This window comes from uncultured Roseibium sp. (assembly GCF_947496995.1).
Classification (GTDB): domain Bacteria; phylum Pseudomonadota; class Alphaproteobacteria; order Rhizobiales; family Stappiaceae; genus Roseibium.
The window spans coordinates 206,931-223,288 of the sequence record NZ_CANMFD010000002.1 but is presented as its reverse complement, the minus strand read 5'-3'; the positions used below and the strand labels follow the sequence as shown (position 1 = coordinate 223,288).

The 16,358-nt window shown below is 58.9% G+C and carries 16 protein-coding genes; 3 read left to right on the top strand and 13 right to left on the bottom strand.

Going from position 1 to position 16,358, the window contains the following annotated elements:
* Positions 1-8: 8 nt before the first annotated feature.
* The 3 genes from uraD (at position 9) to Q1B40_RS09680 (ending at position 3,117) form a co-directional block, all read left to right on the top strand.
* Entirely contained in the window at positions 9-515 is a 507-nt protein-coding gene (uraD, locus tag Q1B40_RS09690; RefSeq protein ID WP_299813107.1) for a 2-oxo-4-hydroxy-4-carboxy-5-ureidoimidazoline decarboxylase, read from the top strand.
* Positions 516-665: 150 nt separating this feature from the next.
* The gene (locus Q1B40_RS09685; RefSeq protein ID WP_299813105.1) at positions 666-1,154 is read left to right on the top strand and encodes a molybdopterin-dependent oxidoreductase; all 489 of its coding nucleotides are present in this window, start codon (positions 666-668) and stop codon (positions 1,152-1,154) included.
* Between the two features lie 10 nt (positions 1,155-1,164).
* Positions 1,165-3,117, top strand: a complete 1,953-nt coding sequence (locus Q1B40_RS09680; protein ID WP_299813102.1) for a bifunctional diguanylate cyclase/phosphodiesterase — start codon at positions 1,165-1,167, stop codon at positions 3,115-3,117.
* 83 nt (positions 3,118-3,200) lie between these two features.
* Here the strand turns inward: Q1B40_RS09680 and Q1B40_RS09675 are convergent, their stop codons facing one another.
* The 13 genes from Q1B40_RS09675 to Q1B40_RS09615 form a co-directional block, all read right to left on the bottom strand.
* Complete coding sequence (locus Q1B40_RS09675; RefSeq protein WP_299813099.1) at positions 3,201-3,668, bottom strand: hypothetical protein; 468 nt, start codon at positions 3,666-3,668, stop codon at positions 3,201-3,203.
* A gap of 4 nt (positions 3,669-3,672) precedes the next feature.
* Positions 3,673-4,884, bottom strand: coding sequence for an agmatinase family protein (locus tag Q1B40_RS09670; RefSeq protein ID WP_299814874.1), 1,212 nt, complete (start codon positions 4,882-4,884; stop codon positions 3,673-3,675).
* A gap of 23 nt (positions 4,885-4,907) precedes the next feature.
* Positions 4,908-5,747, bottom strand: a complete 840-nt coding sequence (locus tag Q1B40_RS09665) for an ABC transporter ATP-binding protein (RefSeq protein ID WP_299813096.1) — start codon at positions 5,745-5,747, stop codon at positions 4,908-4,910.
* Positions 5,744-6,565 carry an ABC transporter permease gene (locus tag Q1B40_RS09660; protein WP_299813093.1) on the bottom strand — a complete coding sequence of 274 codons (822 nt, stop codon included), beginning with the start codon at positions 6,563-6,565 and terminating at the stop codon, positions 5,744-5,746. The genes Q1B40_RS09665 and Q1B40_RS09660 overlap by 4 nt, the downstream gene beginning before the upstream one ends.
* Positions 6,556-7,263 carry a hypothetical protein gene (locus Q1B40_RS09655; protein WP_299813090.1) on the bottom strand — a complete coding sequence of 236 codons (708 nt, stop codon included), beginning with the start codon at positions 7,261-7,263 and terminating at the stop codon, positions 6,556-6,558. The genes Q1B40_RS09660 and Q1B40_RS09655 overlap by 10 nt, the downstream gene beginning before the upstream one ends.
* Positions 7,250-8,305: a 2-oxoglutarate and iron-dependent oxygenase domain-containing protein gene (locus Q1B40_RS09650; RefSeq protein WP_299813087.1), complete on the bottom strand. Its 1,056-nt coding sequence runs from the start codon at positions 8,303-8,305 to the stop codon at positions 7,250-7,252. The genes Q1B40_RS09655 and Q1B40_RS09650 overlap by 14 nt, the downstream gene beginning before the upstream one ends.
* Positions 8,306-8,389: 84 nt before the next feature.
* Entirely contained in the window at positions 8,390-9,457 is a 1,068-nt protein-coding gene (locus Q1B40_RS09645) for a putative urea ABC transporter substrate-binding protein (RefSeq protein WP_299814871.1), read from the bottom strand.
* 474 nt (positions 9,458-9,931) lie between these two features.
* Complete coding sequence (locus tag Q1B40_RS09640; protein ID WP_299813084.1) at positions 9,932-10,117, bottom strand: hypothetical protein; 186 nt, start codon at positions 10,115-10,117, stop codon at positions 9,932-9,934.
* A gap of 75 nt (positions 10,118-10,192) precedes the next feature.
* A complete protein-coding gene (locus Q1B40_RS09635) occupies positions 10,193-11,086 on the bottom strand; it encodes an XdhC family protein (protein WP_299813081.1) in 894 nt (297 codons plus the stop codon).
* Between the two features lie 18 nt (positions 11,087-11,104).
* Positions 11,105-12,304, bottom strand: a complete 1,200-nt coding sequence (locus tag Q1B40_RS09630; RefSeq protein ID WP_299813078.1) for a VWA domain-containing protein — start codon at positions 12,302-12,304, stop codon at positions 11,105-11,107.
* 4 nt (positions 12,305-12,308) lie between these two features.
* Positions 12,309-13,190, bottom strand: a complete 882-nt coding sequence (locus Q1B40_RS09625; protein WP_299813075.1) for a MoxR family ATPase — start codon at positions 13,188-13,190, stop codon at positions 12,309-12,311.
* A gap of 217 nt (positions 13,191-13,407) precedes the next feature.
* Positions 13,408-15,828 (bottom strand): aerobic carbon-monoxide dehydrogenase large subunit, encoded by a 2,421-nt coding sequence (locus Q1B40_RS09620; protein ID WP_299813072.1) that lies wholly within the window; start codon positions 15,826-15,828, stop codon positions 13,408-13,410.
* Positions 15,825-16,325 carry a (2Fe-2S)-binding protein gene (locus Q1B40_RS09615; RefSeq protein WP_299814868.1) on the bottom strand — a complete coding sequence of 167 codons (501 nt, stop codon included), beginning with the start codon at positions 16,323-16,325 and terminating at the stop codon, positions 15,825-15,827. Before Q1B40_RS09615 ends, Q1B40_RS09620 begins: the two co-directional genes overlap by 4 nt.
* Positions 16,326-16,358 lie beyond the last annotated feature (33 nt).

The window sequence follows — 16,358 nt, the reverse complement described above, 5'->3', positions numbered from 1 at the left end:
ACCCAGCCATGATCGCCATTGACCGAATAAATGAAATGGACCTGGAAGCCTTCCTGGCCGCTTTTGGCGATGTTGCGGAACATTCCCCATGGGTCGCCGAAGACGCCTTCTGCAAGGCGCCGTTCGCTGACCGGGAGGACGTCATAGCCGCTTTCGAAGCCGCCATGAATGCAGCGCCGGCAGAGCGGAAATTCGCTCTTGTGCGAGCGCATCCAGACCTTGCCGGCAAGGCTGCACTCGCCGGTGATATTGCCGAGGATTCAAGGCGCGAGCAGGCTGGAGCCGGACTGAACACCCTGTCTCGTGAAGAATTCGACCGTTTCACGCAGCTTAATACACGCTACAAGTCCAAATTCGGCTTCCCCTTTATATTTGCAGTCAAGGGAGCCACGAAACATATGATCCTGGCAGCCTTCGAAGACAGAATTTCGAATTCATCCGAGGAGGAACTGAAAACAGCGCTTGCGCAAATCGCGCGTATTTTCCGGTTTCGACTTGAAGACAGAATTAAGTAAAGACAGAAATACTACTCTTACCTTAAATAGAATAATTGCCATTTGATCGCCATGGTTTATTGATAAAATTAAGATTGGAGAGAGTTCCAATTTACGCTATTCATGACCTTACGTAAGATAAGGAAAATCAATTGACCGGGAGGGTCAATAGTGCTCCGGAAGCTTACGGTTCTTCTTTTTTTTCTAACGCTGCTCAACCTGACCTCTGCGGCCATGTCGCAGGATCAGGACAAGATAGTTCTGACGGTCTCCGGAAAGATAGCGACCGGCGATACGGCGGAGTTTTCAATCGGGAAACTGGAGGCATTGCCCCACACGACGATTGAGACCGCAACCCCCTGGCACGATGGCAAGGTAACGTTTGAAGGCGTTCTGTTGAGCGACCTGATGAACCGGATTGGCGCAGTAGGCGTAAACGCGGAAGTCACCGCGCTGAATGACTACCGGGCTGTAATCCCGGTGTCGGACTTCAAGGCCAGCAATCCGATCCTCGCCTACAAGGCGAATGGGCAATACCTGACCATCCGCGACAAGGGGCCCTTGTTCATCATCTACCCCTACGACGACCACCCGGAAATGAAAACCGAGATCTTCTACTCCCGTTCTGTCTGGCAGGTCAGAACGATCGTGATCGAGTAAGGACGGGTCAATGCAGCGCAGTTACTCTTGGCACTGGACTGTATTGTGCTCCTTCCTGATCGCGCTCTTCGTGTTCTGGACCTGTTTTTACGCGTCAGATCCCCTGGAACAGGAACAGGTAAGGTCCCTGGAATACGAAACAGTGTGGTCGGCGACCAACGGCCGCAACGAATTTTACAAATACACCACAAGCCTTTCCAGGTACCTGGAGTCCGGCAAACCGGCGGACCTCGAAGATGCCCTGTTGAAATACGAAATTTTCATGGGTCGGATGGACCTGTGGGCGGCCGGCAGTTTCAAGGATTACCTGGCGAAGTCCCCCGGATCACGCGAAGCCTTCGAGGCTCTCCTGGCGGGTGCGGAGGATCTGGCACCCCATATGCAGGCCATCGAGACCGCGCATGCCGAAACCTTGAACACGATACTGGACGACATGTCGGCAAGGGTCGAGACGATTGCCGGCACTTCCTATCAATCCAGTGTTCGGCGCTTCGGCGAGGAAAGGCAGGCTTTCCAGGACAGGCTGATGACCGAGAAGCGGATTGTTCTGGGTCTCCTGATCCTTGCAACCGGCCTGCTTGCGGTTGTCATGCGCCAGAACCGCGTCCTGACGCTTGCCAATGACACTATAGCCGTCGATGCGCAGCGACTGACCTTCATGGCCAAGCATGATGCCCTGACGGCTCTTCCCAACCGAACGCTGCTCAGCGAATACATGACCAAAGCCAGGACCCATCTGGCTCCCGACGAAATTCTGCTTGCCATCGCGCTCGACCTCGATGGCTTCAAGGCCATCAACGATACGCTCGGGCATGCCGGCGGCGATGCGCTTCTGGTCGCGCTTGCGCGACGATTGAAAGAATTCGTTTCCAGCCATCCGGGCAGAAATCTCGCTGCCCGGGTCGGCGGGGACGAATTCATCCTCGTCTTCCGGACCCGCGCAGATGCCATAGACATCGAGACGACGATCGGTGCCCTCGCAAGCCAGTTCAACACCCCCCTAGAAACCTCGATCGGCAGCATGCTTGTCGGCACTTCGATAGGGTATGCGGTCGCCGACAGCAGGCAGGGGATCGGCTATGTCATCCTGAACGCGGATATCGCCCTGATGGAAGCGAAGGTGACAGGCCGCGGAGCCGTAATGCATTTTGCCGAGCCCATGCGGACACGACTGGAAAGAAGGTTGCAGATCGAACGGCATCTTCCCAATGCATTACGCAATTCGATGATCCAGCCGCACTACCAGCTGCAAGTCAACCTAGCCACCGGCGAGCCGATCGGAATAGAAGCACTTGCCCGATGGACCCACAACGATATCGGCCTTGTGTCGCCCACCGAATTCATTCCGATCGCGGAAGCCAGCGGCGACGTGATCGAACTGGGGCGGTTCATGCTCAGATCCGCCTGCCGCGACATCCAGCTTCTGCCCGACCACATTCACGTATCCGTAAACCTGTCGATGATTCAGTTGGTGAACGACGATATTGTCCACCTCGTCACGTCGACCTTGCAGGAAACCGGCCTCCGGCCCGAGCGGCTGAAACTGGAGATCACCGAAAGCATGTTCATGCAGAACGTCGATTTCGTCTCCAGTGTTCTCAACAGGCTTCAAAAGCTCGGGGTATCCATTTCCCTTGATGACTTCGGCACAGGCTATTCCGCCTTGAGTTACCTGAACAAGTTTAAATGGGATGAGCTGAAGGTGGACCGGTCTTTCGTCACCGCGTGTGACGATTCACCCAAGGCCCTCAAGGTCGTCAAGGTCATCAAATCGCTGGCGGACACCATGAATGCGGCGCTTCTGATTGAAGGCGTGGAAACCCGGGAACAGGTCGAAGCCTTCAAAACGCTCGGCTGTCTCTACGGACAGGGTTATTTTTACAGCAAGCCAAAACCGATCTTCGAAATCCACCGGTTCTTCTGCGACGTGGAACCACCTCTCAATGCGGTTGCTCTGAACTGAACCGGGAAACCAGCCTGATCGGGCGGGCGGAACCGCCCACCCGATCAGTTCCGATTAGGCGTCTATCGAACCGGACTCACGCCTCATTGTGAAATATCACCCTGAGCAAGACGCTCCGTCAGAATGTCGACGAGATCCACATCCTCCCTTCCTGTGAGGGAGACGTAAGTGAATGTCATGGTTTCGCGTGCCTGAACCATGGCGCCGGGGTAAGGCATATAGACCAGTTCGCGCGAGGCAAAGGCGGGAGACGCCGTGCCAACCTGCCAGTTGCTGACGATACTGGCATCGACCAGATGCTGGGTCAGGCCATCCGTGCCGGGCCGGTGAAACGGAATAGCCGCAAGGCGCAGATAACTGGTCTTGTCATCTGCCGAGCGGAAACCTTCCACAAAGCTTGCCGCAAGTGCCTGAATTTCTTCTGCCGCCTCCGCATCCGAGGTCCCGTGAACATGAGAATGCAGATGATCCGATCCGGCATGATTGTGCCCGTGCGAATGTGCATGGTCATGCGGGTGATGATGATGATGCGTGTGGTGTTCGTGTGCCATGATCTCACATCACCTCCGGACCGGCCGGAATCGAGACCGGCTTGTCGATGATATGCTTGTGCGCACCCATCTTGCCGTGAGAGACCAGCGTTCCGAGCACATCCACGATGACGCGGGTGGCGAGCAAGGCGGTAATATCCGAACAGTCGTAAGGTGGAGAAACTTCCACGACCTCAAGGCCGCAGATGCCTTCCTTGGCGACCAGGGACACAAGCTCCAGCGCCTCGCGCGGCAGGAACCCGCCCGGTTCCGGCCAGCCGGTTCCCGGAACGAACCCGCAATCCACACTGTCGATATCGAACGAGATATAGACTGCATCCGCATCCTTCCAGGCCAACTCCAGCGCCCGGGCGGCGGTTTCGGCCAGTCCCAGTTCCTCAACGTCGCGCATGGTGAAGATATTGGTGTTGCGTTCGCGGGCAACCTCGACACCTTCGCGTGGCACCTGCCAGCCGCCGATACCGATCTGAACCAGGTTCACCGCCGGAACATTGACCAGATCCGTTGCATGGAACCACGGCGTCGTGTGCATGCGCTCGTCGAGATCCTTTTCCTGGATGTCGATATGCCTGTCGAAATGCACGATTCCGATGCGCTTGGAGGTGCATTGCGCGATGCCGCGCACACAGGGAAAGCCGATTGAGTGATCGCCGCCGATCATGATAGGCAGCGCTCCGGAGGACGCGACATGCGAGACGGCGCGTGTGATCTGGTCGAAGGTCTTTTCGATATTGGCGGGAATGGTGAAGATGTCGCCGACATCGCACAGGGTCATCTGTTCGCGCAGATCAACGCCCATTTCGTAATTGTAGGGCGTATAGAGCGCGGAGATCTTCCTGAGCCCTTGCGGTCCGAAACGTGTGCCCGGCCGGTAGGTCGTCCCGCCGTCAAAGGGAACCCCTATGACAGCCGCATCATAAGCGCCAACCTGGGTGACATCCTCGATGTAAGGCGCTTTCAGGAAGGTATTGATGCCCGCGTAGTGGGGGAGCTCGCCACGTGCGAACGTCGGTATGGATTTGTCCGTCAGGCAGTCGGATCCCGTAAGACCCATGCGCAGCGCCCAGGCTTTCTCCTTCTCCCAAGCAGCCGAGGGCAGGGTACCTTCCTTTTCCGCCGCCTTCCAGCCGCGCAACTGAAGCTTGTCGAAATCCGGATGATGACGGCGTTCCGCCGGTTCGCGCTGAACAGGTCCGGCAGCCCTGTGCCGGGTCATCGGGCCGTTGCGATCAAACAGTGTCATGAACGTTCCTCATGAGGGTTTGGTGTTTGAAAACCCGAAGAGAGCGCAGTCTTCGGGACGTGGATGGTTTCCGCGATTTCCTCAGGCAACCGGCCAGATTTCATCTCCGGATCCGATAGCGGCAAATCGTAGGTGATCGTGGCTCCATAGGCTTCGGGTGCCTGGGGATCGTGCCGGACCTTGTCGAAGACGAGCAGGCGGGTGCCCAGCTTGAAGGCTTCATGGATATCGTGGGTCACCATGAAAACCGTCATGCCGAATTCGTCCCAAAGCCCGAGCAGAAGCTCATGCATATCGAGCTTGATTCCCGGGTCGAGCGCGCCGAAGGGCTCGTCGAGAAGCAGGATGCCTGGCTTTTTCACCAGTGCCTGAGCAATGGCGAGACGTTGTTGCATGCCGCCGGAAAGCTGCGCGGGATACCGGTTCGCGGCATGAGACAAACCGATCCGGTCAAGAAGGGCTTCTGTCTCGGTCAGCGCCTTTTTCCTTCTGGATCCGAACAGGCGGCCCGTGAACGGCGCTGCCGCGATTTCCGAAGCCAGGACCAGGTTTTCGGCGACCGTCAAATGCGGAAAAACGGAATAGCGCTGAAATACGATGCCGCGGTCTGGTGTCGGTTCCGGCGGGAGCGGATGACCTTCCATGAGGATCTGCCCCCGACTGGGATGTTCCTGGGACAGCAGCATTCTCAGGAAGGTGGACTTGCCGCAGCCGGATGCTCCGACAATGGTGCAGAAGGTGCCTGCCGTTACATCGAGGTTGACCCGTTCCAGGATCGGGGCCTGGTCGTATTCCTTGAACACGCCTTCCACCGAAATGATCGCGTCCTTGCTCACAGACTGTCCCCCTCCAGATGCTTCCAACGGAAGGCGACACGCGAGAGAACACGCAGCAGATAATCCATGATGAAGGCAAGCAGCGTGATCCAGGCGACATAAGGCAGGATGATATCCATCGCCATGTAGCGCCGGACCAGGAAGATGCGGTAGCCGAGCCCTTCCGTCGAGGCGATGGCCTCTGCGGAGACCAGGAAGATCCATGCCGGAATAAGGCCGATCCGCAAGGCCATGATTGCCGCCGGCAGAACGGACGGCACGATCACCCGTGTCGCTATTTGCCAGCTGGACGCCCCCAGCGTCTCGGCCTTGATGATCAATTCCCGGGGTATGTCGAGCGCTGCCTGGGCAACAGACCGGATCATCACCGGCGCTGTGCCGACCACGATCAAACCGATCTTTGCGGCTTCTCCCAAGCCCAGGATGATGAACAGGATCGGCAGGATCGTAATGGGCGGTATGAGGGAAAACGCTGCAACGAAAGGCGCGAGCGCCGCCTTTCCATAGGGCAGGGTCCCCATGGTCAGGCCGATGACAAGCGCAAGAAGCGTGGAAATTCCAAGGCCTGCACCGATCCGCATCAGACTGGCAAATGTGTCCTTCCAGAGCAGAAGTTCGCCGTTTCTCCGGTCCGGCTCGAACGCCATCTTCTCCATCGCATTTGCCATGGACTGGAGCGATGGCAGCAGCCTGTCTGACGGGTTCTCGGCGAGCCGGGCCTGACTGGCGATGGTATAGACGATGATGAGGATCAGAAATGGCAGAAGGCCCAGCATCAATGCTGTTGTGCGGCTCGGCTTGCGGTTGATCAGGCGCATGCCGTCTCGCTTCCTGCAACAGTGAGAGCCTGTTCCTCAAGCCAGGGATGGGTTGAAAGCCTGATGATCCAGCCTGTCGGCGTGCGCTCGCAAAGCGAAATCGCCAGACTGGCCTGCCATAGCAGATGCTGGCGGCTGCGGGCCTCCGTTTCGCTATAGAGATCGATCCCTGCCGGCGCGTCGCCACGCGGCTTTACCTGGACACCCCAGTCGCCGGACTGCAGGAAAATGCCGTCGATGCCGGTGCAATCCGCCGGGAGAAGTCCCGGTTCCGGGGCAGACCCGGACACCCGTTCCCAGTGTTCGGTATAGTCTTCCACGATGCCGGTCTCGACAATGAAATCCTCGCGCTCGAACCGCATCCGGGCGACATCGAGCGCGGTGCCGGGATTGAGATCGAACAAACGCGACCAGGTGCAGATCGGTCCTTCCACTCGGGTAACGCCGCAAAAGCCTTCCTGTCCGGCGATAAAGGCCAGTTGGTCGTCGCTGCATTCCTCGATTGACGTTACGCCTGAGAAATCCGGCCGGTCGTCAGGAATGCGCAGGTCCGCATGCCAAAGTGGCGCCTGGAGCCAATAGACCTTTGCCGGCCGGTCGTTCGTCAGGCTGCCGGCGCCGCGCCGCTCCAACAGGGTGCGGTGCCACAGGCCCTGCCAGCGCTTCGGCAGCTCCATCATCCGCTCAAGCATCGGCATCGGCCTTCTGCCGGGCCGCCTGTCCGAAAGAGGACAATTCCTTCGCGCCTTCCGGCAACCCGATCTCTCCGCGCTTCTGCTTTTCAATGAGATAGGTAAAGCTCTGCATGGTCTGCGCCAGAAGATGGTCCCCAGCCTTGATCGGCCCGAAATTCGGCTTTTCATTTTCCGCGACGAACGCGGGCAGGGGCTCCACCACGGTGTCATAATCGCAGGCGAAGAACAGCGGGAAGGAATAGCGTTCTTCCTTCACCTTGCGTACCCGGTGGGACGTGGCGACGAAACGACCGTTGGTCCAGACTTCCATCATGTCGCCAATGTTGACGACATAGGCGTCGGGCAGGAGAGGAACGTCGATCCAGTCCCCCGCTCCGTTCATGACTTCCAGACCGGGGGCGGTCGGCAAAAGAAGCGTGAAGCACTCGTAATCGGTGTGCGCTCCGATGCCCGGACTGTCGCTCGCTTGCGAATTGAAGGGATAATGGAGAAGCCGAAGCTGACTCGGCGGGCAGGTGACGTATTTGTCGAAGAACTCTTCTTCTTCTCCAAGTGCCAGAGCGAAGCCATGCAACAAATGGCGGCCAAGGTCGAAAACGGCGTCATAATAGGTGCTGACCGCGGACTGGAAGCCGTCAAGCACCGGCCACTGATTGGGCCCCAGGAACGGGGTGCCGGATTTCACCAGAGCATGATCCGGCGGGATTTCCGGACCCAGATCGAGAGCCTCCTTCGTATCGCCCTTGCCGTCCGCCATGACTTCTTCGCCTGGAGGGACATAACCGCGATGGTTCGGCGACTTACCGATGTAGATCTCCATCTTCTCCTGTTCGGAGAGCGCGAAGAACTGCTTTGTTTGATCTATCAGACCGCTGCGCACGTCCCGCGAAACCCTGTGTCCGGTCACGTAGAGAAAACCGACTTCCCGTGCGGCCTTTCCGAGCGCCTCGGCGGCGGCGAGCCGATCCTGTCTGCTTGCAGAATAAAGACCGGAAACATCCACCACAGGAAGTTCGGTGAAGGCGAGTGGCGATCTGGAAGCCATGAGGAAGCCCCTATGATTGTGGTTCAGGGATACTGGGAGGGGCGGCACGGCGGCCATTTCGGCCGTGCCGCCCGGCTTTCAAGATCAGAGCGCGCCCTTGGCTGCCATCTCGACAAAGGAATTGTCGAAACGCAGTTTCACGTTGCTGCTGTCGCCGAACACCGAACCATCAGCGAATTCGATGCCCACGAATTCCGCTGACTGGGCGCCTTCACCCAGAATGCCGTGATCGAACAGGAAGGTGGCGACGAACTTCATCGTCTCCTTCAGCTTGTCATCACTGGTGAAGGCGAGCAGGTCGTCCGGCTGGTAGAAAAGTGCAGTTGCCGCGAGCTGTGCCTTGTAACCTTCAAGGTCGGTCCCCGAGGCAGCCGCCATCGATTCAAGCGCCGCCGTGCCTTCCGGCGTATCCGATGCCATCAGGGCAAGAACCTCGAACCAGGCGCCGGCAAGCGCCTTGCCGAGGGCAGGATTGTCCGCCAGCGTTTCCGTGTTGACCATCATCGCGTCTATGATTTCGCCCGGGATTTTCGAGCTGTCGTAGACCATCTCGCCTTTTTTCGTTGAGAGAATTTCCGACAGCATCGGGTTCCAGGTCGCAACCGCGGTGATATCCGCATTGTCGTAGACCGCCAGCATGTCCGCGTCGGACGTATTGACGACGGTGATGTCCTTTTCGCTCAATCCGACGCTCTCCAGAGCGCGGGCGAGGAAGTAATGGGAAACCGACAGCTCGACGAGATTGACGTTCTGCCCCTTGATCGAGGCGAGGTCGCCGCCTTCCTTAAGAATGAGACCGTCATTGCCGTTGGAATAATCGCCCGCGATCAGAACGGTCGTGTCGACACCGCCGCCGGACGGAATGGAAAGGGCGTCCATGTTGGTCATCGCGCAAGCGTCGTATTCGCCGGCCGTGTACTGATTGATTGATTCGATGTAGTCGTTGAACTGGGTCACTTCGACGGTAATGTCGTATTTGTCGGCCCATTTCTTCATGATCCCGGATTCGGAGATGTATCCCCAGGGCATCCAGCCTGCATATATCGTCCAACAGACCTTGAAGTCTTTCTTTTCTTCCGCCTGACTTGCGGACAATGACAGCGGCGACAAAAGCGCTGCGGCGAGGAGGGAAGCTTTGGCAATCGATTTCAGCATCTAGGCGCAACTCCTGTTTTGAGCCCGGCCATGGAACGGCCTGGCTTGCGTCATCAGGTTCTTGCGCACGGCCGGGAGCAGGTTCGCGCGCGCGAAACCTCGTGCAGTTGTCTCCCGGGTTTTTATCCCGCCGTGTTACCGGACTATGTTGGCTTGCACCCTTGCCCGGCTTGCACCTCTCGGTCCTGCGTCGTTGCCGACCGGATCCCTAGGCGCGCTGCACGCAAACTACAAAGCAAGTGCGATGCCAGTTCAAAGGAAGAGGTTTTTTATTCAATCACATCAAAGAGATGGAGCTACCAAGCAAAATCGCGTCAGGGAATTCGAAAATAGAGTGGTTAAAAATTCAGCATGTTCTAACCCTATGTGTTCAAGGATCAGTCATGCCTAATCAGCGAGCGGTTGAATCTCAAACGTCAGACATCCCGCAGGCATGCCGGCGCTGGCAGTCTTTTGCGGTCCTGAAACCAGTCAAGCCGCAAAGGAGCAGATCTGAAGCAACGGGGCCAGGTGCGCGTCGCTGAGGCCCAGGCAACAGGAATGCGCCAAGAGAAGGAATGCCGTCAGCGCGGAGCCGGTTCCAAGAGCAAGAAGAAGAGACGGGTCGCGGGCGATGGCCTGCAAACCGGTTTCCGGCAAAACGTCAGCACGTTCCATATCATGTCCTCCAATTCGGCCGCACGGCACCATCGGTGCCACAGCCTACGACCTATTCGGTCTCGTTTCCATTTTTCAGGTTTCAACAACCTGCGCATCTTCACTGTCCAGATCGTGTAGGCGCTGGTTTTTCCTTCGCAACAACAGTAGTTCGGCCAGAATTGAAAGAGCGATCTCTTCCGGTGTAATTGCCCCGAGATCGAGACCGGCCGGTCCCTTGACGCGATCGAGATCGTCCGGTGCGACCCCCTTGTCCTTCAGCTTTGCCTTGAGCGTTTCCAGTTTCCGCCGGCTGCCGACAAAGCCGATATGGCGCGCGGGCAACTTGAAGGTTTCTTCAAGAGCCGCCAGATCGCCGCGCCCCTGCGTGGACACGACGACATAGGTCTCCGCATTGCCCGGGTTGAAGCTGTCGAATCCGGCGGACTTGTCGATACCTGCTGGAAAGGCATCGAGATCTTCCGGAAGAGCACAAACCGTAATGTCGAACCCGATGGTTCGCGCCTGTTGCGCCAGGGCGACGGCCACCGGGCTCGCCCCGTAAACAACCAGAACGGGGCGGGGCAGAACCGGCTCGATGAAAATGTCCATGGTCCCCTGACTTGGGCACATGTTTCTGGCGAACTGAACACCTTCACGCTCATCGCCCGGTTCGACACCGAGCTCGGCGAGCAGATCTCCCGGCTGGATGGAAATCAATCTGGTTTCCCCGTCGTCAAAGGCTGCCTTGGCAGCCCGCAGGACGGCGCCCCTGGCGCATCCGCCGCCGATCCAGCCTGCGACGATGGCGCCGTCCCGGTTTATGACGGCTTTGGCGCCGGCCTTTGCCGCGGTGACCGATATGGTGCGCACCACCGTGGCCAGCACAAAGGGTTCGTTGTCATATTGCAGACGGCTCATCAGTTCCGACAGATCGACGCCGGCCACGGGTGTGGATTTGGACGGTGTCACGGGCACGGCATGTTTCATTTCAGCGTCTCCCATGGCTCAAAGCTTCGCCAGATAAGGTTCAAGGGCAGCCAGGCTGTCGAGATTATGTGCCGGGGCAAAGAGATCGACATGCGGCAGCGCTGCCTGCATGCCGCCCGTTGCCGGCGTGTAACCTTCCCAGCCGATCAACGGGTTGAGCCAGGCAATCCGCCGGCAGCGGCGTCTCAGCCGGGCCATTTCCTCCCCCAGGATTTCCGGTGCCCCCGTATCGTATCCATCGGACAGGATCATTACGCAGGTTCGCGAGTGAATAACCCGGGCCGCGTGAAAGCGGTTGAAATCCGCAAGGGCTTCGCCGATTTTCGTCCCGCCTCCGACGCCTTGCGCCATCAGTCCCATGCGGTCGAGCGCGCGAGCGGCGTCCCGCTCAGACAGGGCGGAGGAGACATGCACCAGACGGGTATGAAACAGAAATGCCTCCGCCTCGCGGAAGTTGTCCAGGATACCGTGCACGAAGCGGGTGAAGACCCCGGTGTAGTTGTTCATGGACCCGGAGGCATCGAGCAGGATAACCAGTCTGAGCTGCCGGGACCGCGGCCCCTTGTGGATCAGCTCGATCGGCGTGCCGCCATGGGCGATGGAATGACGGATCGTCCGGCGGAGGTCGAGCCTGGGGCCTTTTCGTTTCTGCCGGTCCCTGCGGGTCAGCCGCACGCGCATGGAGCGCGCCAGTCTTTCCGCAAGATCATGCGCTTTTTCCAGAGCTTCCGGATCGTGAATGTTGCGGATATCGACCTGACCCAGGTTCTCGGCGATGCTCGCGCCTTCCCGCCGGCCGGAGGGTGTCTCGCCGGTGTCCTCGTCTTCCTCGCCGGGCTGGCGCTCGACATCCCCGGCAATCGTCTCCTGACGGTTCCCCTGGGCGTCGACCAGTTCACGAATTGTCTTTGTACCCTTGCGCGTGTTGGAGCCGCTCACCTTGACCCCCGACTTCACACCGCGCCCTGTCCAGTAGGCATCGAAAATCTCGTCGAAACGCTGCCAGTCCGACAGGCGTCCGCAAAACAGCGAGCGATAGGCGGCCCTCAAGCTGCCCGAGCGGTTCATGATCGGCGTGTTGAGCAACCGAAGCGCATCGTTCGTCTCAGCCAGCCCCACCTTGAAGCCGCTGTCGCGCAGCGAGCGGACAAACCCTGCCAGCCGATACCGCAGTATGGCACCGATATCCTCGACAGTGTCCAGCGGCAGGGCGGTCATCGTGTCACGCCACCTTTCCCAGAAGCCGGTCGGTAACCTCGGGCGAAACGCGGGCGCGGTCTTCGCGGGTCTTGAGGACACAGGCCAGCGTATCGAAGACGAGTTCGCGGCTGTCCTGCAGGTTTTTTGCTCCAAGTCCCAGGAGGGCAGCCGCCCAGTCTATGGTTTCGGCGACGCCAGGCACCTTGGCAAGATCCTCCTTGCGCAGCTTGCCCATGAGTTCTGCAATCTGCAGGGCAAGCGCCGCGTCGAGCCCCTCGACCCTTGACAACAGGATACGCGCTTCCCGGTCCGGCGTCGGGTAGTCGACATAATGATAAAGGCAGCGCCGGCGCAGGGCATCCGACAGCTCGCGAGTCCCGTTGGAAGTCAGCACGACGCGTGGAATGGATGTCGCCGGAACCGTGCCGAGTTCAGGGATAGACACCTGGTAGTCCGACAGGATTTCCAAAAGGAAAGCTTCGAATTCCTCGTCCGCACGGTCGATCTCGTCAATCAGAAGAACGGGCGGCTGCTCTTGCCGGATAGCGGCCAGCAGCGGGCGCTCGAGAAGGTATTTTTCGGAAAAGACCGCTTCTTCCACGGTTTCGGCATCCTCGCCGGAACCTTCCCGCGCCTTGATTGCGAGGAGCTGGCGCTGATAATTCCATTCATAGATGGCATCGGACCTGTCGAGCCCTTCGTAGCACTGAAGCCTGATCAGGGCTGTATCTTCAAGCTTGGCGAGCGCCTTGGCAACCTCGGTCTTGCCAACGCCTGCTTCACCTTCCAGCAAGAGCGGACGATCCAGCATTTCGCTCAGAAGCAAGGTTGTCGCCAGTCCCTCATCGGCGACATACCCCGTTTCCGCCAAAGCGGTTGCCAATTGTTCCCTGGTCTTCGTCATAAGGTCCGTTCTCTTCAAACCTCCGGTTCGTTACTGCCGGACCTGAGCCGGCACTCCACGCCGTTGCTCTGCCAGGTCTGATCCATCTGGATACATGGCAGGGTAGCGGCACGGATCCCATGGTGGTCCCATGGTAGGACGGGGCAGGAGAGGTTCTGATGAAAAGCCTCTCCTGAATTTTGGGGTGGCGAGGACCGCCACTCCAAGGTCACCCGTGTCAGCCGTGCGCGCCGAGGTTCTTGGCGGCCTGCCAGAGGCGCCAGGCGTCATGCGGCATCTGGATATGCGTGCTGCCCAGGAACTGGAACGCATCGTTCACGGCGTTGGAAAACGCCGGAACTCCACCGACATTCGGGCTTTCGCCCACGCCCTTGGCTCCGATCGGGTGATGCGGACTTGGCGTGACGGTATGGTCGGTCTCCCAATGCGGCGTTTCCACCGCTGTCGGTATGAAGAAATCCATGAAGGACGCGCCCATCACGTTACCGATCTCGTCGTAGCGGATTTCCTGTCCCATCGCGATGGCGAATGCCTCGGTCAGACCGCCATGGACCTGCCCCTCGATAATCATCGGGTTGATCCGGGTGCCGCAATCGTCCAGCGCATAGAAACGCCGGGTTTTAGCGACGCCGGTGTCGACATCGATATCCATGACGCAGAAATAGGCGCCGAAGGGATAGGTCATGTTTGGCGGATCGTAGTAACTCACCGCTTCCAGACCCGGTTCCATGCCCGGAGGCGGGGCGTGATAGGCCGCCCAGGCAATTTCCTTCATGGATTTGCGCGCCTGCGGGTTGCCCTTCACCTGGAAACCGTCAATGTCCCAATCCAGATCGTATTCGGAAACTTCCAGCATATGCGCGGCAATCATCTGGGCCTTGTTGCGGATCTTGCGCGCAGCAAGGGCGATGGCGGCACCGGCAACCGGCGTGGAGCGGGACCCGTAGGTGCCCAGGCCGTAGGGTGCCGTGTCCGTGTTGCCTTCCTCGACCATGATATCCGCGGCCGGAATACCGATCTCCGTGGCGATGATCTGCGCCCATGTGGTCTCGTGACCCTGGCCCTGGGACTTGGTGCCCATCCGCGAAATCACCGAACCGGTTGGATGCACGCGGATTTCCGCGCTGTCGAACATGGCCACGCCGAGGATGTCGCAGTTCTTCGAAGGCCCAGCCCCGACGATCTCGGTGAAGAAGGACACACCGATGCCCATGATTTCACGGGTTTCCCCGCGCCTGAAAGCTTCCTGCTTGGCCTTCTGCTCGGCTCGCAGTTCACGGTAGCCGATCGTGTCCATCGCCTTGTGCATGGCGGTGTGATAATCGCCGCTGTCATATTCCCAGCCGAGCGCCGACTGATAGGGGAACTGTTCCGGCTTGACGAAATTCTTGATGCGCAGGTCCGCCGGATCCATGCCAAGCTTTTGCGCCAGAATATCCATCGCCCGCTCGATGCAATAGGCTGCTTCCGTCACGCGGAACGAGCAGCGGTAGGCAACTCCGCCGGGGGCCTTGTTGGTGTAGACGCCGTCGACTTCAAGATGCGCCGTCGGAAAGTCATAGGACCCCGTGACGATGTTGAAGAACCCGGCCGGCCACTTGGACGGATCGGCACAGGCGTCGAAGCCGCCGTGATCGGCAAGAACGTGAACCTTCAGACCGGTTACCGTTCCGTCGTTCTTGGCGGCGATTTCCGCAGTCATGTGGTAGTCGCGGGCGAACGACGTGGTGGAGAGGTTCTCCATCCGGTCTTCAACCCACTTGATCGGCACACCTGTCACGATCGACGCGACGATGGAACAGATATAGCCCGGATAGGCTCCAACCTTGTTGCCGAACCCGCCGCCGATATCCGGTGCAATCACGTGGATCTTGTGTTCCGGGATCGTCGACAGCAGCGAGGCCACCGTGCGGATCACATGCGGTGCCTGGAAAGTTCCCCAGACCGTCAGCTCACCATTGACCTTGTCCATGGAGGCAACGCACTGGCAGGTTTCCAGGGGGGAGGGGTGCGTACGGTGGTAGGAGATCATCTCCTTGATGGTGACGTCGGCTTCGGCGAAGGCCCTGGACGTTTCGTCCTTGTCACCGACTTCCCAGGTGAAAATGTGGTTGTGATGCTTGCGCGGTCCGTGTGCACCCTCAGTCTTGCCTTCAAGATCGGGACGAAGGACAGGCGCATCGGCGTCCATGGACTTGAAGGGATCGACCAGAACGGGAAGCTCTTCATATTCGACTTCCACAAGCTGGATGGCATCGTCGGCGATGTAGCGGTTCTCCGCGACGACAAACGCCACTTCCTGGTTCTGGTAGAGCACCTTGCCGTCGGCCAGAACCATCTGCACGTCGCCAGCCAGTGTCGGCATCCAGGCAAGATTGACGCCCTTGAGGTCTTCAGCCGTCAGCACCGCGATCACGCCCGGAAGTTTCAAAGCTTCGGTCGCATCGATCTTGGTGACCTTGGCGTGGGCATAGGGCGAGCGAACGAAGTCGCCGAAAAGCATGCCGGGCAGTTTCAGGTCATCGACATAATTGCCCTTGCCCTGGGTGAACCGGATGTCTTCAACGCGCTTGCGCTTGCAGCCCATGCCTTCAAGGGCGGCTTCGCGCTGTTCCCGTGTCGGGGTCATGTCATTCATTCTGCAGCCTCCTGAAAATCAGTGCCGTTCAGCTTGGCCGCGGCATACTGGATGGCCTTGACGATGTTCTGATACCCGGTGCAGCGGCACAGGTTTCCCGAGATCCCCATGCGGATTTCGTCTTCCGTCGGGTTCGGGTTTTCCTGCAAAAGCGTGTGGGCGCGCGTGATCATGCCCGGTGTGCAGAAGCCGCATTGCAGCCCGTGCATCTGGCGGAACCCTTCCTGAAGCGCAGACAGCGTGCCGTCCGCATTGGCCATGCCTTCGATGGTGGTCAGTTCCGCGGCATTCGCCTGGACGGCAAACAACGTGCAGCTTTTTACCGACATGCCGTTCATCTCGACGGTGCAGGCACCGCAATGAGACGTTTCGCAACCGATATGCGGGCCGGTCAGGTTCAGGTCTTCCCTGAGAAAATGGATAAGAAGCGTGCGTGGCTCGACGAACCGCTGCACCTTCTTCCCGTTGACGGTCATTGTGACCGGGATCTGTTCAATATCACTCATCTTGTCTCTCCCTCAGTCCCGGTC

Bases quoted from the DNA above. Each gene is read 5' to 3' on its own strand.
- Q1B40_RS09680 (WP_299813102.1), top strand. From the start codon at position 1,165: ATGCAGCGCAGTTACTCTTGGCACTGGACTGTATTGTGCTCCTTCCTG.
- Q1B40_RS09635 (WP_299813081.1), bottom strand. From the start codon at position 11,086: ATGAAACATGCCGTGCCCGTGACACCGTCCAAATCCACACCCGTGGCC.
- Q1B40_RS09650 (WP_299813087.1), bottom strand. From the start codon at position 8,305: ATGGCTTCCAGATCGCCACTCGCCTTCACCGAACTTCCTGTGGTGGAT.
- Q1B40_RS09655 (WP_299813090.1), bottom strand. From the start codon at position 7,263: ATGCCGATGCTTGAGCGGATGATGGAGCTGCCGAAGCGCTGGCAGGGC.
- Q1B40_RS09640 (WP_299813084.1), bottom strand. From the start codon at position 10,117: ATGGAACGTGCTGACGTTTTGCCGGAAACCGGTTTGCAGGCCATCGCC.
- Q1B40_RS09675 (WP_299813099.1), bottom strand. From the start codon at position 3,668: ATGGCACACGAACACCACACGCATCATCATCATCACCCGCATGACCAT.
- Q1B40_RS09620 (WP_299813072.1), bottom strand. From the start codon at position 15,828: ATGAATGACATGACCCCGACACGGGAACAGCGCGAAGCCGCCCTTGAA.
- uraD (WP_299813107.1), top strand. From the start codon at position 9: ATGATCGCCATTGACCGAATAAATGAAATGGACCTGGAAGCCTTCCTG.
- Q1B40_RS09660 (WP_299813093.1), bottom strand. From the start codon at position 6,565: ATGCGCCTGATCAACCGCAAGCCGAGCCGCACAACAGCATTGATGCTG.
- Q1B40_RS09670 (WP_299814874.1), bottom strand. From the start codon at position 4,884: ATGACCCGGCACAGGGCTGCCGGACCTGTTCAGCGCGAACCGGCGGAA.
- Q1B40_RS09625 (WP_299813075.1), bottom strand. From the start codon at position 13,190: ATGACGAAGACCAGGGAACAATTGGCAACCGCTTTGGCGGAAACGGGG.
- Q1B40_RS09630 (WP_299813078.1), bottom strand. From the start codon at position 12,304: ATGACCGCCCTGCCGCTGGACACTGTCGAGGATATCGGTGCCATACTG.